Annotated in this window: 10 protein-coding genes; all 10 read left to right on the forward strand. The window is 44.2% G+C overall.

The genetic code is table 11. The features are described 5' to 3' along the window. Positions 1-73: 73 nt before the first annotated feature. On the forward strand, positions 74-2,128 hold the full coding sequence (locus tag FNH22_RS08875; protein ID WP_185154138.1) for an RICIN domain-containing protein: 2,055 nt from the start codon (positions 74-76) through the stop codon (positions 2,126-2,128). Positions 2,129-2,215: 87 nt separating this feature from the next. Then, a complete protein-coding gene (locus tag FNH22_RS08880) occupies positions 2,216-3,631 on the forward strand; it encodes a sulfatase (RefSeq protein ID WP_143398001.1) in 1,416 nt (471 codons plus the stop codon). After that, positions 3,624-5,894, forward strand: a complete 2,271-nt coding sequence (locus FNH22_RS08885; protein WP_143398002.1) for a GH92 family glycosyl hydrolase — start codon at positions 3,624-3,626, stop codon at positions 5,892-5,894. Before FNH22_RS08880 ends, FNH22_RS08885 begins: the two co-directional genes overlap by 8 nt. 54 nt (positions 5,895-5,948) lie before the next feature. After that, a complete protein-coding gene (locus FNH22_RS08890; RefSeq protein WP_143398003.1) occupies positions 5,949-7,427 on the forward strand; it encodes a glycosyl hydrolase family 28 protein in 1,479 nt (492 codons plus the stop codon). Between the two features lie 129 nt (positions 7,428-7,556). Beyond that, positions 7,557-9,602 (forward strand): glycoside hydrolase family 97 protein, encoded by a 2,046-nt coding sequence (locus FNH22_RS08895; protein ID WP_143398004.1) that lies wholly within the window; start codon positions 7,557-7,559, stop codon positions 9,600-9,602. A 7-nt stretch (positions 9,603-9,609) separates the two neighbouring features. Then, positions 9,610-10,458, forward strand: a complete 849-nt coding sequence (locus FNH22_RS08900) for a heparin lyase I family protein (RefSeq protein ID WP_143398005.1) — start codon at positions 9,610-9,612, stop codon at positions 10,456-10,458. Between the two features lie 32 nt (positions 10,459-10,490). Continuing rightward, the gene (locus FNH22_RS08905; RefSeq protein ID WP_255518013.1) at positions 10,491-11,339 is read left to right on the forward strand and encodes an alpha/beta hydrolase family protein; all 849 of its coding nucleotides are present in this window, start codon (positions 10,491-10,493) and stop codon (positions 11,337-11,339) included. A gap of 38 nt (positions 11,340-11,377) precedes the next feature. Next, on the forward strand, positions 11,378-12,796 hold the full coding sequence (locus FNH22_RS08910; protein ID WP_143398092.1) for a sulfatase: 1,419 nt from the start codon (positions 11,378-11,380) through the stop codon (positions 12,794-12,796). Between the two features lie 32 nt (positions 12,797-12,828). After that, entirely contained in the window at positions 12,829-15,150 is a 2,322-nt protein-coding gene (locus FNH22_RS08915) for an alginate lyase family protein (RefSeq protein WP_143398006.1), read from the forward strand. Positions 15,151-15,245: 95 nt separating this feature from the next. Continuing rightward, positions 15,246-16,898 (forward strand): alpha-amylase family glycosyl hydrolase, encoded by a 1,653-nt coding sequence (locus tag FNH22_RS08920; RefSeq protein WP_143398007.1) that lies wholly within the window; start codon positions 15,246-15,248, stop codon positions 16,896-16,898. The last annotated feature ends 11 nt before the right edge of the window (positions 16,899-16,909 follow it).

Consider the following 16,909-nt stretch of genomic DNA (forward strand, 5'->3'; position numbering starts at 1 on the left):
TCAAGATCTGCTTCCGGTTACACCTAAAGCCCTTCACTCCAAATTATTTTATAGAATGCTAAACCAACATAATATGAAAACCAATAAAAAAAGATCAATAGCGGTCTTGTTTGTAATAGTGTTATGGCTGCAATCCATTCCCCTCGTTGCACAGGTCACTGCTAAAAAGGCGGATGCCTTTGTTGGGTCTATAGGGATCAATATCAAACTCGATCGAGACAGGTATAAACGTGATAATGGCTTTAATACCAAGGTAAAACCAGCGCTTCAGGATTTAGGTATTCGTCATGTAAGAAGCTCTCATTTTGCCCATTCCACCTACGGTCCCCAAAACAGGCAGCTTTGGGAGAATTACGGAACACGCGCCCTTTTTGTCACCGGTTCCTATGAAGGAGGCCAAACCCCGCAAGATGTACGTCGACATAGTAAGGCCGCAGCAGATTACATTTATGCCGTAGAAGGACAAAATGAACCGGATATTTTTCTGGTGGAAGGGTTCGGCTGGCCTTATCAGCAATACACGGATAGAAATGGCAATAACCATTTGAATACCAGCACGGACTATCGGGCGAGCAGGGCCTGGCATCAGGACATGATCCATTACTTGAAAAGTGACCCCGCCACTAAAGATCTGCCTGTCGCCACTACTCCCATGGCCTTTGGCAACAATGTATCAAAAATTGTCCCTATTGCGCATGACCTGGAATCTTTCCATCATTATACACATAGGAGTACGATCACCACTAATCTGAATAATACCATCAACCAGACACATGGTTACGCTCAGGGAGGTACGCCCAAACCTTTGCTTTTGTCCGAGTTCGGATGGAAAACAAGCGGCTCTAATTCGGTCACGGAGAGGACACAGGCTAAGAATATCCTGACAGGCTTTTGTGAATATTTCAACCGCGGAATAAAGGTGTCTTACATTCATGAATTGATAGAAAACAGTTGGGGGCTGCTTAGGACAGGTGGAGTGCGTAAGCCGGCATTTAACGGACTAAAGAATCTGATCAGCCTGCTGGGAGAGGCTAAATTCGATAAAGTCAATAAGAAGTGGAATTATCCTGATTTTACTACAAAAAGCCTGGATTTTGAAGTGCTTAATGCTAAGGGCTCTACGCATAAATTGTTGTTACAAAAGAGTAATGGAAGCTACTTCCTGTTGCTGTGGCAAAATGTGGACCGCAGCAATGACGATGGCACAGATAAAACCATTGGAAATGATGCAGTCACTGTGAAAGTAAATGGCAACCTCGCCTCAGCTACCCAGTTTCGCTATGATGCTGATTTCAATTTTGTGGAAAATGAATTGGCGATAAATAATGGTGCCATAAATGTCAATGTGCCGGATAACGTAGTAGTGATCCGCCTTACCGTACCGATCAGCCAGGGGTATCGCAAAATCGAGAACAAGTCGAATAAAAAAGTGATCAAAATTGACGTGAACGGATCAAACGGATCTGCTGTACTTCAGTACGATTGGAAAGGTTGGGACAGTCAAAAGTGGGCATTTATTCATTTAGGCGGTAGCTATTACAAAATCCAAAACAAGCAGAATAACAGGGTATTGCAGGCTAATGACAGTAACGTGGATGGTGCACCAATAACACAGCGCACCTGGAACAATTGGAATCCGCAAAAATGGAAACTGATTTTTGTGGGTGATGGATATTACAGAATTGAGAATAAAGCCAATGGCAAATGCATCCAGGCAAATCTAAGTGGAGGGAATAATGCTACTATCGCACAACGTTCCTGGAATAACTGGAACTCTCAAAAATGGAAACTGACCAGCTTGTCTTCTGACAACGCCAGAAAGAGCGCTGAACAAGCGTTGAATACCACCGTAGAGCCGCTTGAAAATGAAGCTTTAGACAAGTGGCAGATTTATCCGAATCCTGCATCTGCAAGCCTTTGGATAAACTATTCATCTGACATGGAAGGGGTGATAAAGATCCGGGTTTCAGATCTGTCAGGAAAAGACCAATCACAAATTTCAGATAAACTGGTGCAGGGAATGAACGAGTTCGAGGTGAATACGAACACACTAACGATCGGATCTTACTTGGTTACAGTAGAGACCAGCCAGGGAGTGCACACAAAAAAGTTCATTATTTCAAAGTAATAACCCGCCCAATGCCAACATATGAGACTATCTGAAACCATGATCAAACGTTGTTTTTAAAGATTTTAAAAATAAGTATTACTTTATATGAATATATATAAAATATTAAAAATCAGTATTTTAAATATTTTAATTTATAGTTTCACTACACTGAATTGCGCTTTGGGTAAGGGGGTAAATGATCCACCTAACATCGTTTTAATTTTGGCGGATGACATGGGGTATGGTGACCTGTCATGTTACCACCAGGAAAAATGGAATACTCCCAGGATCGATGAACTGGCATCCGAAGGAGCACGCTTTATCAACTTTTATGTACCTACTCCTTATTGTGCACCTTCCAGGGCTACATTACTCACAGGTAAATATCCATTCAATCATGGCTTAATGGATAATCCGGCGCCGGATGCAACGAGACACCTTGATACCGCAGGCCTGCCCCTCAATGAAATTTTGATCAGTCAGCTGCTTAAAAAAGAGGGGTATGCCACTACCTGCATTGGTAAATGGCATCTTGGGCATCAGCCTCAATTCTTACCTACAAAAAGAGGGTTTGACAGTTATTATGGTATTCCATATTCCAATGACATGCGTCCGGTCCATATGCTGGAAAATGAAGAGGTAGTAGAATATCCGGTAGTACAATCTACGCTGACCAAACGTTACACCGAACGGGCGCTGAAGTTTATTGAAAAGCATAAAGACCAGCGATTTTTTCTATATCTACCCCATGCCATGCCACATAAACCCCTGGCTCCTTCAACGGATTTCTATACACCTGATACAAAAGAAGACCTGTACGCAGACGTAATTCGTGAGTTGGATACTTCAGTGGGAAGCATACTGGACAAAATTAAGGAGCTTGACCTTGAAAAGAACACGCTAGTGATCTTTATGTCTGATAACGGCCCCTGGTTCGGAGGAAGCGCCGGTGGGCTTCGGGGTATGAAAGCGCTTACCTGGGAAGGAGGCTTGCGGGTCCCATTTATGGTGCGTTGGTCTGGTAAAATAAAATCCGCACAAGTGATCAATGAGCCAATGGGATCCATTGATATTTTCCCCACACTCCTGAAAGTGGCCGGCATAAATGTTTCCGATCAAATCAGGTTGGACGGCAAGGACATGATGCCGGTGCTTACCGAATCGGCTAAAACCCCGCATGAAGCCTTGTATGGCATGTTCGGTAAAGAGGTATATGTGGTAAGGAGTGGTCCGTGGAAATTGCATATGAAAGCTCGAACAGATACTCCGGACTACATGGAGGAAGATTGGGTTGATCCTCGCGGCCCTGACGGGGTCACTATCTTGGGGCCATATGAGCAGTCTCGTCCTGCAGATTATCCCGGCCTTCTTTCGGGTGATGGCCCACACGATAATATGCTTTTTAACCTGGAAACTGATCCGGGGGAACAGCATAATGTAGCCGGTGAAAATCCCGGAATAGTAAAGAAACTAACCAAAATGTACCAGACCTTCAAAAAGACTTATGCGTCCAATGAATAAAGCAAAGATCATAAAACCGGTGACGGTCATATTGGCTGTTTTGGTCGTGGCCTGTGGTAGGAAAGAGCCTGTTGAAGAGCATGCGGCATTGGAACAGGCGCTTTTGACTTCCTACGTAAACCCATTTATTGGCACTGGAGCTCATGGCCATACATTTCCCGGTGCTGCTGTACCGTTCAGTATGGTTCAGCTAAGTCCGGATACAGGTATTGAGGGGTGGGACTGGTGCTCAGGCTATCATTATTCAGACAGCTCTATTATGGGGTTTAGCCATACCCATTTAAGCGGTACAGGTAGAGGAGACCTGTTGGATATTTTACTCATGCCTTCCACAGGGGCAATACAAACGGAACCTGGCACTAAGAAAGATCCGGATAGCGGTTATCGCTCACGTTTTACCCACGAGAACGAATCCGCTTCGCCAGGGTACTATTCGGTGCATTTGGAGGATTACAACATTGAAGCTGAGCTCACGGCCAGTAAGCGGGTAGGCTTTCATAAGTACACCTTTCCACAATCTGAGAATGCCAATATACTCATTGATCTTTTTCATGGCCGTAAGGGGGATTCCGTTATCACTACCCAGGTAAACATTGTGAATGACACGCTGATCACCGGTCTGAGAAAATCTAAGGGATGGGGAGAACCTGGTGAGAAGTATTGGGCTGAGCAGGAAGTCTATTTTGCCGCTGCTTTCTCAAAACCTTTCCAGGATTGGGGAACAGTACAGAGCGAACAAATTATCGAAAGAAGTACAACTCGGGATGGAGACAAGATAAAGGCATTTGTGAGGTTCAACACGACGGAAAAAGAAGTGATTTTGGTGAAAGTGGCTATTTCGGCAGTGAGCATTGAAGGAGCCATCAACAATCTGAACGCTGAGATCCCACATTGGAACTTTGACCGGGTGAAACAGGAAGCTGAGGAGCTATGGGAAAGACACTTGAAGGCTATCGTCGTGGAAGGCGGGCCTGAGCAAAAAGAGGTATTCTATACTGCCATGTATCATGCTCAACTCGCACCTTACCTCTATGCAGACGTAGACGGACGATATCGTGGGTCGGATAAAGAGGTCCAACAAGCCGGAGGGTTTGATAACTACACCGTATTTTCTCTTTGGGATACGTTCAGAGCTTCACATCCTCTTTTTACACTGATCGAACCGGAAAGGGTCAATGATTTTATCAACGCGATGTTGGCACACTACGAAGAGTACGGACTATTGCCCGTATGGTCTCTTCATGCCAGTGAAACCAACTGTATGATAGGTTATCACTCGGTCCCTGTAATTGTAGATGCTTACTTTAAAGGGATCCGGGATTTTGAGGTTGAAAAAGCGTATGAAGCCATGAAAACCAGCGCTATGCAGGATGACTTTGGGGTGAAATACCTCAAAGAATATAACTACATCCCTGCCGACCTGGATAACAAATCTGTTTCGAAGACTCTGGAATATGCTTTTGACGATTGGTGTATTGCCCAAATGGCTCAGGCGCTTGGTAAAACCGAAGAGTATGAATATTTCTTAGAGCGGTCCAAATCCTATGTCAATGTATTCGATCCGGCTACTGGTTTTATGAGAGGTAAAGCGGCCAATGGCGAGTGGCAACCTGGATTTGACCCGAAGTTTGCCTCTTATGGAAAGAGTGATTTTATAGAAGGGAACAGCTGGCAGTACAGCTGGTTTGTACCTCATGATATTCCCGGTCTGATCAAATTGATGGGTGGCAAAAAGGCCTTTACCCAAAAACTCGATGACCTGTTTAATGAAGTGGATGAGGTAGTGGAAGGTGCCCCTGTAGACATCACTGGCCTGATCGGTCAGTATGCGCATGGCAATGAACCCAGCCATCATGTCGCTTACCTCTATAATTATGGCGGTCAGGCCTGGAAAACACAGGAAAGGGTGCATCAGATCATCACAGAACTATACAATAATACTCCAGGAGGGCTTTCGGGGAATGAAGATTGCGGACAGATGTCTGCCTGGTATATTTTCAGTGCCCTGGGTTTTTACCCTGTCAACCCTGCTTCTGGTAATTACAGCGTTGGCACCCCGATGTTCCCGAAAGCCACTATCTACCTGGAGAACGGAAAATCGTTTGAGATCATTGCTGAAAACGTGTCAGACACCAATATCTACGTCCAATCGATACAGCTCAATGGAAAGGAATATGACAAGGATTATCTCCTTCACAAAGATATTGTGGCGGGTGGTCGCCTGGTTTTTACCATGGGCAAGGAGCCTGTCAAGGCTGATTAAGCAGGGACTACATGCTGAAGAGAAATAGAAATTTTAGACATAACAAAACAGAAAGTGAAAAAAATCATGATGATCGCATTATTGGCTTGTACAGGACTCACCGTCTTTGGTCAAAATGCTACTGATAAAAACATTCATTGGGCATCTGATTATCCAGGTAAAACGGCCAATGAAAAGATCAATAATGCTATTAAGCGTGCATTAGAAAGCCCTGGTAACAATGTTATTGGCTTAGGAGCCAACGGGCCTGGCAAAAACGGAGAATGGGTATTGACGGAAAGCATAAAGTTACCAAGCCATACTACACTGATATTGGCAGGCGCTTATGTAAAGGCGGCTGATGGGATAAAAATGTTACTGCTTGAAAACGCTGATCCTGTCCATGGGAATACGGATATCCATGTGATAGGTTGGGGGGAAGCTAAATTAGACGGAAATGCGAGAAGAGAACCCGAACGTAGCGGAGGAGCAGTTTATTTTTATAAAGTTGATAACCTGACCTTAAAAGGTTTTCAAATCGGTAAGACCAGCGGATGGGCTTTGAGGTTAGAAGATGTCAGAAACCTCCATATAAGTGACTTACACTTTTTTCAGGGTAACGAACATCCATGGCAGGACGGTATTCATGTAGTAGGACCGGCCCATTCCGTAGTGATCAATAATATTACGGGCACATTTGGTGATGATGTTATTGTGGTGGATTCGGCCATGGGACATAAAGGAAAAGGCGGGCCGGTTCGTGGTGTGACCGTTACGAACGTGGTGGCCACCAATGTTTGGGGAGCGGCTATTTTGAGAACGATAGCCGCGAAAGGAAAACCGGTGGAAGGGGTTTATTGCACGAATATGACCTTTTTCACTGAAGGAGGAGGCAGCGATGCAGCTGTTAAAATCGGATGGGACGGCAAGTTGAAGCACTACGAAAACTGGGAGCAACCACCTCCTGAAGAACATAAGAACATCGTGATCGAAAATCTCTATGTGCCCTATTGGAAGGGACCCGTAGTCACCGTTCAGAACTCAGTCAAAAACCTGACATTGCGAAATGTGACTGCTACGCATGAAGGACCTTTTTTCTATAACCTGGAACATGAAGTGGATGGATTGACCATAGATAATTGCCACTCGACGCTAACAGGTCATCCCCCTGAAACCCTGGTAACGGATTTTTTTAGCGCACTGATTGCCAAAAAGATCTATACGCTCAGTAAGGAGTACAAAGGCACTTTTATTCAAGACCCTCCCGGCACCATTGCATTTGACCACGAATTGGTCCGGGACGTTACCATTAGCAATACTATTTTCAATTTCAACGGAAAAACCACTTCCAAAGAATATCCTATTGCACTAAGAGTATACAACACGGCAAAAATCGAAGGCCTTTTTCTGCATAATATTAAAATCAACGATTACAACACCGGTATTAAAATAGATCAGGGTTCAAACATCACAGACTTTGATTATTCAAGGGTCAGGTATTCAAATGTTCGAAAACCAATGGACACACCCCGGGAACTGGTGAAAAAGGACTGATGCCGAATGATTGAAAACAGAACGACATTGAGGGACATATGCCAAAACTTAAGGCACTATTATACGCTCATTGCGATCACGGGGTTTGTTGGATTTAAACATCACGGTGTAATAGCACTGTAGCAAAATATGAACATAGTAATTAATAAGAGTCTGATATTCACACTGCTCATAGCATTGTTAACCATGAGCTGTAAGAAGGAAATAAAGGAAGTCCGGGTAGCTTCACCTGATCAGTCCATTCGCTTTGCATTGAGTCTGAATACTGATGGTGTGCCTTTTTACTCGGTGAACAAGTCGGGTGGTGAACTCCTTTCACCATCTGCCCTGGGTTTTGATCTGAAGGGTACGGAAGATTTGAAGAGCGGTTTTTTTATCCAGTCCATGGAGGAAAGCACATTCGATGAAACATGGAATACGGCCTGGGGACAGTTTTCAAGTTATCGCAATCACTACAATGAAGTTAAGATCACCTTGAAAGAAAGGTCAGGGACTGAGAGGGCACTGATCATTACAGCACGTGTGTTTGATGATGGCATAGGCTTCCGCTATGAATTCCCTGAGCAACCCAACCTGGACAGTGTTTTGATCCTGGACGAGTTGACTGAATTCCAATTTACCGGTGACCATAAAGCATGGTACACCAAAGCAGATTTTGATACCTACGAATTAAAATATAACAGCACACTCTTGAGTGAAATGGAAAGTGCCAATACACCCTTCACTCTGAAAACGGCTGAGGGTGTTTATATAAGCCTTCATGAAGCTAACCTTACAGATTATGCAGGTATGTCTGTCAAGGCAAAAGAAGGATCTCCATTGACCTACGAAGCAGACCTGGCCCCCTGGCCTGACGGTATAAAGGTGAAAAACAAGACCCCTTTCAAAACCCCGTGGCGGACACTTCAAATAACAGATAATCCGGCTGACTTAATTACCTCCGGCCTGCTCCTTAACCTCAATGAGCCAAATAAGCTGGACGATGTTAGCTGGATCACACCTATGAAATACGTGGGGATATGGTGGAGCCTGCACCAAGGGGTTGAAACCTGGACTATGGGGCCTGAACACGGCGCCACAACAGAAAACATGAAAAAGCACATTGACTTTGCTGCGAAGCACAACATCAAAGGTGTAATGGCTGAGGGATGGAACCAGGGCTGGGAAAACTGGGGCAAAGCAAATGTATTTGACTTTATAACGCCATATGCAGACTATGACCTGAAAGAAGTGGTGGCCTATGCCAATGAAAAAGGGGTCTCGTTGATAAGCCATCATGAAACCGGAGGTAACGTTACCAGCTATGAAAGTAACCTGCAAAAAGCCTTTGATCAACTGGAAAAATTTGGAATTCACGCATTGAAAACCGGGTATGCCGGTCCGATACAACCTGAAGGTCATGTTCATCATAACCAGTATATGGTCAGGCATTATCGCCGGGTTCTGGAAGTAGCGGCTCAACATAAGGTTATGATCAATGCCCATGAGCCCATAAAACCTACCGGAATAGAAAGGACTATGCCCAATATGATGACCCGGGAAGGAGCACAGGGAATGGAATGGAACGGGTGGTCGCATGATATCACCCCTGAGCATACGCTGATATTGCCTTTTACACGCATACTGGCCGGGCCAATGGACTATACGCCAGGCATATTTGATCTGAAGTATGAGAGCTATGATGACAAACGGCGTAAATGGCACCCCAGTCGCGGTGATATCACTGACATGCGTGTAAAAACAACATTGGCCAAACAGCTGGCTTTGATGGTGATACTGTATAGTCCGATGCAAATGGCTGCCGATATGATCGATATTTATGAAGCTCACCCGGCCTTTCAATTCATTGAAGATCTGGAAGTGGATTATGATCACACGCTGGTATTGGAAGCAGAAATCGGTCAACATCTGGTCATTGCCAGGCGTACGAGGGAAAATTGGTACATAGGTGGCGCTACCGGTAAGCATTCAAAACAGCTACAGATTGAGCTGGACTTTTTAGAAAAAGGAAAAAGGTATTCGGCACGTATCTATGAGGATGCACCTGAAACGGATCTGGATAACAACCCGGGAGCGTATCAGATCCTGGAAACAGAAGTCGACCGAACGTCAGTGATCCATGCCATTTTAATGGAAAGTGGGGGTATTGCTATTAGTCTTGAGCCTGTTAAATAGTGTCAAAATGAAAGACAGACTACGAAAATTATGCAGCAGATCTTTGTTGATGATACCGATCATGGCTTATAGCTTGATCGTTTATGGGGCTATACAGGTCAGCATCAACTTTGAGCATGCCTGGGTAGATGAGGATTGGAAATTGACAGACGGAGAAGCAACCTTTCATTTGAATAAATTTAAAGACCAGTGGACCCACTTTACGGAAAAGCCTGTTATCAGCTCTTCAGATCAATCGGTTGTTGGTAAAAGCCTAAAGTTTCGGATTAACGGTACTACCGATCATTCCTATTCCAGTCAGCGAACCGAATACATAATGAAGCGGTCCATAGCGTTTGATCAGTGGAGGTATGTAGGTTTTCAATTCGCTCTTGGAAACAACAGTCAACCTCCTGTGTCATGGACAGTACTTACGCAGTTTCATCAGCTTCCACAGCCTTTTACCGCGTCGCCTATGGCAGCTTTATTATTGGATGTGGGCATGGCGTTTCAATTAAGTTTCAAAATAAGAAATACCAGTTACTACTATGTGGAACGTAAAAATGGTCCGGGTGGAAATGCGCTAGAGGTTTGGAATAAATCAATAGGGAAGAACAGGTGGTATGATATAATCATAGGGTTTAGACCGGATGGCAGTGAAGGGAATAATAAGGGTAGAGTGAAAATATGGTTTGACGGAGACCTGGAATTAGATTGGTCCGGAGATCTGGGCATGCCTGACAGCTTCCTGGGAGAAACATGGATGCAGCAGTATGATCTCAAAACCGGTATTTACCGGGCCACCCAAAATTCGTCACTTTCATTTCACATCGATAACTACAGACTGGGCTCCAGCTATGATGAAGTGATGCTATGATCAAATGTTACACCTTAATTTATAGAGATCTAATGGAATACATTTTGAAATTTATGAAGATACAGGTCATAGGTTGTTTTTTTATAACCTTACCCTTAACCCTGGTAGCTGCGCAGGTGGACACGGTGCTGATCCAAAGTAGTTCCATGAATAAAACGATCAGGTGCGTAGTAGTAAAGCCTGATGGTTATGATCAAAACAATGAGAATCGCTACCCGGCAGTTTATTTGCTACATGGCTATAACGGCAGCTATTCGGATTGGATCAAAAAAGCGCCTCGTATAAAGATGCTGACCGACAGATTTGATGTGTTGATCATTTGTCCCGATGGTGCCAAAAACAGTTGGTATTTTGATAGCCCTGATGACCGTGCCATGCAGTACGAAACGCACATAACCAAAGAGGTTATTTCATTTATTGATGAGCGTTATAATACAAGGAAGGGGAGAGAAGGAAGAGCTATTACAGGACTAAGTATGGGCGGGCATGGAGCTATGTACTTGGCCTTGAGGCATCCGGAATGGTTTGGAGCAGCTGGCAGTATGAGCGGCGGGGTAGACCTTACGCCTTTCCCGGGAAAATGGGAAATAGCACATCACCTGGGGAAATATGGTGAACAACCGGACACCTGGAAGCAACATTCAGTGATCAATATGCTACATCTGACGGCAAAGCTTAAAATGGCTTTTATAATCGATTGTGGTACGGAAGATTTCTTTTTAAAAGTAAATCGAACGCTTCATGAGCGAATGCTTTACAGGAACATTCCTCATCAATATACGGAAAGACCTGGTGGGCACAATTGGGAATACTGGCAGGAAGCAGTAGACTATCAATTACTGTTTTTCGGAAGGTTTTTCTCACAAGGTGAATTCAATTGATTTATTTCAGATCAACAGAAATAACTTTTATGAATAGAATGAATACACTACTTATCCAATGCAGGAAGATCTACAAATTCGTTTTACCAGTAGTCATTTTTTTGTTAACCACCTTTTGTTATGCTGGCGAGGCCGATTCTACGGCTAAGAAAGCTAATGGCCCGAATATCATCCTTATTTTGGCCGATGATCTGGGGTTTGGTGATCTGGGTGTTTATGGGTCCGTAAAAAATCAAACACCCTACCTTGACCAAATGGCCTTGAAAGGGCTGAAGTTGACGAATTTTTATGCCTACCCGGTGTGCTCTCCTTCCAGGGCCGCATTACTTACCGGATGTAACCCTGTGAGAGTAAATGTTCCAAAAGTGCTTGCTCCGGAAGGGCCGGCATGGACCCATGATCGTTTTAACAGGGGGCTTAATCCGTCAGAACTTACCATAGCCGAACTACTCAAACAACGAAACTATGCTGCAGCCTGTGTAGGTAAATGGCACTTAGGGGATGATGACCGGGTACTTCCTTTAAGCCAGGGATTTGATGAGTATTTCGGGTTACCTTATTCAAATGATATGACGCCTGACAATAACATACTCTGGCCTGATCTGCCATTGCTATCCAACCAGAAAGTAGTAGAATATAACCCAGATCAAACCAACCTGACACAACGCTTTACGGAAGTATCTTTAGACTTTATTGAACGAAATAAATCACGTCCATTTTTTCTTTATCTGGCGCATGCAATGCCTCATGTACCACTCTCTGTTTCCCGTCAATTTGCGGGTAAAAGCCAGCATGGGATCTATTCGGATGTTATCACTGAAATGGATGCATCAGTTGGACGAATAATGAAGAAGTTGGAAGCACTTAATATCCTGGATAATACGCTGATCATCTTTACTTCTGACAATGGCCCATGGCTGGAATTTGGTAGCCATGCCGGAAGCGCGGGGCCATTCAGGGAAGGAAAGAGTACGTCATTTGAAGGAGGGGTCAGGGTTCCGTTTATCGCTTACTGGGAAAGGGGAATTAAATGTAATTCCTCCAGTCACCAGGTATCTTCCCTGGAAGATATATTACCCACAATCGCTGAGGTCACGGTCACTAAATTACCTGAACGTAAGATAGACGGGCGCAGTATTTTCCCCTTGTTCAGAGGCGGACGAATAAAAGATAAGCCCTTTTATGTATTTCTGAACGGACAACCGCAGGCAGTCAGGCTAGGCCCATGGAAGTTACATCTACCTCACAAATACAAGCACGTGTCATACCAGGACGGGGAAAGAACAGAAGTGCAAACGCTTAAAAGTGACCTGGCACTTTACAATATTCAAGATGATCCGGAAGAGCAATATAACCTGGCGGAAATGTATCCTGAAAAAACCGTGGCTATGAGGCAAATGATCCTTGATTATAACAAGCAACTGAATAAAGAAATCAGACCGGCTTTAAGTTGGTAATTGAATCTGTTATAGCTACTACTCCTATAAAAATGAGAAGACACACACAAATCCATCGCTCACTGACTGTTACTACTGTTTTGTTGGTTGCCCTTTTGGCAATCACATTGCTTTCCACTTGTCATACAACAAATGGAACCATTGACCACAAGAAGGTACTGAAAGAACTGAGTGACCACTACCATTTCCTGCAAGATCGGGATTCGGCCTTTTTTCCCAGGTCACCGGAGAAGCCAGACGTCCGTATAGAGGATTGGACAAGCGGTTTCTTACCGGGTATACTTTGGTACCTGGCAAGTCAAAACGATTCAGAATTGTGGAGAGAGACCGCACATCGGTTTACTATGCCACTCGAGGGGCTCAAGACTTATAGGAGAACCCATGATCTGGGATTTATGCTGTACAATAGCTTTGGGAACGGGTATAAACTAACCGGTGACTCCACCTACAGAGCCGTACTTATTGAAGGAGCCTATAGCCTGGCTTCGAGGTACGATAATACTATCGAGGCTATTAAAAGCTGGGACTGGGGGGCAAAAGAGGATTGGCAATATCCGGTGATCATTGATAATATGATGAATCTCGAATACCTCTTTTGGGCAGCCAAAGCCACCCATGATACTGCTTTTTATGAGATGGCCTATCGCCATGCAAAAACTACGTTAAAAAATCACTTTCGTGAAGACCACAGTAGTTACCACGTCGTGGATTATGACACAACAACCGGGGCACCTCGTTGGAAAGGCACATTTCAGGGAATGGCTGATCACACAGCATGGGCGAGGGGGCAGGCCTGGGGACTATATGGCTTTACAGTGGCCTTTAGAGAAACAGGCGATAGCACTTTTTTAGAGAAAGCACATCAAATTGCTGATTTTGTTCTGGACCATTCAAACCTGCCCGAAGACAAAGTGCCTTACTGGGACTTTGACGATGAAGCTTCGAAAGATACACCTCGGGACGTATCTGCAGCCGTTATTATTACCTCTGCTTTGCTCGAATTACAGGCCTATTCAAACACTGAAAAATCAGATGAATACAAGTTAACCGCCCGGGAAATACTGACTACTGTCAACAATAACTACAGGGATAAAAATGAAAGTAATCGTAGCTTTTTTCTGGACCACAGTACAGGTCACAAGCCCCGCAATAGCGAAATAGATATGCCTCTTATTTATGCGGAATACTATTTCGCAGAAGCATTGGTCCGTTTGATAAAATTGGATATCTACAGGGAACCGGATTTTATCAGTGAAATACATACTAAGACATTATCTTTTGATTTACTTCCGGAGATCTATTCTGATATAAGAGACGCCCTGAACCGGGGACCGTTTTCAGTATTACAAAAGGACTTCATGCCTCCTGGTGCCGACAAGAACGATTACATGAGTATGGGGATCTATTGGTGGCCAGATGAAGCAAAAGAAGATGGCTTACCCTACATCAGGAAAGACGGACAGATCAACCCGGAAGTATACAAAATCACAGATTGGCAGTACATGATGAAAACAGTCGCTTATGCCTTTGATTGTGCTTTGGCATATCAAAATACCGCCGATGATCGATTTGCTTTAAAAGCATCAGAGCTGCTGAAAAGCTGGTTTACCAATGACTCTACTAAGATGAATCCGCACCTTAACTATGGACAAGGAGTGCCGGGAAGGCACAAAGGCCGAAGGTACGGCATTATTGAAACCAGAGACCTGTGGCAGGCATATCAAGCCGCTGATTTAATACAAAATTCAGGGCATTGGGGGGATGAAGATCATGATCAGCTAAAGGCCTGGTTTAACGACTTTTTAGATTGGTTATTGACCAGTGAACTGGGAAAACTGGAAAGTCAAACACGTAACAATCACCATAGCTGGTACAATGCGCAAGTAGGCCATCTTGCTCTTATTTGCGAAAGGGAGCTTGTATTAACCAATATCATTGAAGACACGAAGTTAAATGTGTTGAACTCACAACTGGAAAAAGGAGGGGGGCAACCGGAAGAACTCAGCAGGACGTTGAGTTTCTCCTACAGTACCATGAATCTGATGGCCTGTTTTCACCTGGCGCTTTTGGCAGAAGAAGTTGATATAGATCTATGGAACTACAAAAACTCAGAAGATACAGGGATTCGTGACGCACTGGATTTTTTGCTCGACGAAGTACTGGATAAAAACGGTTGGTCCTATCCACAAATAAAACCGGCCAGATACGATGGCTTACTCACTTTACTGGCCATTGCAGCTGAAAAATGGCCTGACAATGCCTATGATCAAAAGGCGAAGGAGATAAAGCAGCGTTATCCCGGTCAATACGGTAACCAATTTTGGAACATCTATAAACGAGATTGGTCTATGTGAAATTGGGAAGGCCTGGTAGATAGGGAAGGGTTGAAATCAAAGGGACCGAGCCGCATGTCAGACATTTTTTACCTCATATATTAAAAAAAATTACAATGAACAGAACACTTATTTATACCGTATTCCTCTCATGCATTTTAAACCAGTTGGAGGGATTTGCTCAAGGCAGAATAAAACCAGAAACACCTGAATGGATCACTTCGGCGGTGTTCTATCAGATCTACCCACAGACATTTAAAGACTCTGATGGGGATGGAATTGGCGACCTTCAAGGTATCATTTCCAAACTTGACTACGTAAAAAGCCTGGGAATCAATGCGCTGTGGTTGAATCCGTTTTACCTTTCTCCTTTTTGCGATGCGGGTTACGACGTGGCTGATTTTTATCAGGTTGATCCGCGTTATGGGAACAACGCACTAGCTAAAAAGCTATTTGAAGAAGCACACAAACGAGATATTAAGGTCATCCTGGATTTCGTGATCGGTCATACCTCTGTAGAGCACACCTGGTTTAAGGGTTCCATCGGGGAAGACCCCAAATATAAGAACTGGTTTATCTGGACGGACAATACCTGGAAAACACCTAAAGAATATGCCAGTAAATTTATCCGGGGCTATTCCAGCCGTGATGGTGCCTATATGACTAATTTTTTCTGGTGCCAGCCTAAGCTTAATTACGGTTTTGAAAAAGACGAGATCAAGTATGACTGGCAGCTTCCGATCGACCATCCCGATGTGTTAGCACTGAAAGAAGAAATGAAAAATGTGCTGAAATACTGGCTTGCACAGGGGGTAGATGGCTTCAGAGTGGATATGGCTTATAGTGCCGGTAAGGACTTTTGGCTGGACGTAAGACGGATGTTTGATGAAGATTACCCCGAAGCTTTGTTGATCTCCGAATGGGGTGACCCTGCACTGGCTATTGAGGCTGGATTTCACGCTGATTTTATGCATTGGTTTAAAGGTTATGACGATTTGTTTCATAAGAAATGGTTTACCTATGATGAGGATACTTACAGTTTTTTCGAGCCGGCCGGGAAAGGGGATATCACAGTTTTTCTGGATGTGTTTTATGATCAATACCAGCAGCTAAAAGATAATGGGTATATATCCATACCGGTTGATAACCACGACATGATAAGGGTGAAGAGTTACGATCGCGATGATCGTGACCTGGAGATTATTTATGCCTTTCAAATGACCTTTCCCTCCATTCCATTTATTTATTATGGAGATGAAATAGGCATGCGGCAGTTGCCTTTGGAAGACGCTCCGGCCGTGGAAGGTTCCTATGGCGGGCGTTCGGGTAACAGGACACCTATGCAATGGGATGCGAGCAAGAATTATGGGTTTTCAACAGCTGATAAAGACAAGCTTTACCTGCCACAGGATGGGGCCAAAGATGCCCCCACAGTGGCCCGGCAATTAAGTGATGACCAGGGGTTGTTGGCGAAAACCAAAAAACTGGTGGAGCTTAGAAAAACGGAAAAAGCCTTGCAGGCCTATGCTGCCTTTGATATCGTCTACGCTAAGAAGAAGGCATATCCCTTTATTTTTAGTCGTACCGATGAAGATGAAAAGATACTGGTAGTATTGAATCCATCGGAAAAACCGGTTAATGTGCCCGTAGGTGTCAAAACTACAGGTGATTTTCGTCTGTTGATGGGCGATGGCGTTAAGCTGAAACGGTCAAAGGGATACACTCAAGTGGCCTGTGATGGAAGGTCTTACGGGATATTCCGGTATTGAAAAGTAAAGGT

It is taken from the genome of Fulvivirga sp. M361 (genome assembly GCF_007097395.1).
In the GTDB taxonomy this organism is placed as follows: Bacteria; Bacteroidota; Bacteroidia; order Cytophagales; family Cyclobacteriaceae; genus Fulvivirga.

Coding starts and splice junctions, on each gene's coding strand:
- FNH22_RS08895 (WP_143398004.1), top strand. CDS start 7,557: ATGAACATAGTAATTAATAAGAGTCTGATATTCACACTGCTCATAGCA.
- FNH22_RS08910 (WP_143398092.1), top strand. CDS start 11,378: ATGAATACACTACTTATCCAATGCAGGAAGATCTACAAATTCGTTTTA.
- FNH22_RS08875 (WP_185154138.1), top strand. CDS start 74: ATGAAAACCAATAAAAAAAGATCAATAGCGGTCTTGTTTGTAATAGTG.
- FNH22_RS08905 (WP_255518013.1), top strand. CDS start 10,491: ATGGAATACATTTTGAAATTTATGAAGATACAGGTCATAGGTTGTTTT.
- FNH22_RS08885 (WP_143398002.1), top strand. CDS start 3,624: ATGAATAAAGCAAAGATCATAAAACCGGTGACGGTCATATTGGCTGTT.
- FNH22_RS08900 (WP_143398005.1), top strand. CDS start 9,610: ATGAAAGACAGACTACGAAAATTATGCAGCAGATCTTTGTTGATGATA.
- FNH22_RS08920 (WP_143398007.1), top strand. CDS start 15,246: ATGAACAGAACACTTATTTATACCGTATTCCTCTCATGCATTTTAAAC.
- FNH22_RS08915 (WP_143398006.1), top strand. CDS start 12,829: ATGAGAAGACACACACAAATCCATCGCTCACTGACTGTTACTACTGTT.
- FNH22_RS08880 (WP_143398001.1), top strand. CDS start 2,216: ATGAATATATATAAAATATTAAAAATCAGTATTTTAAATATTTTAATT.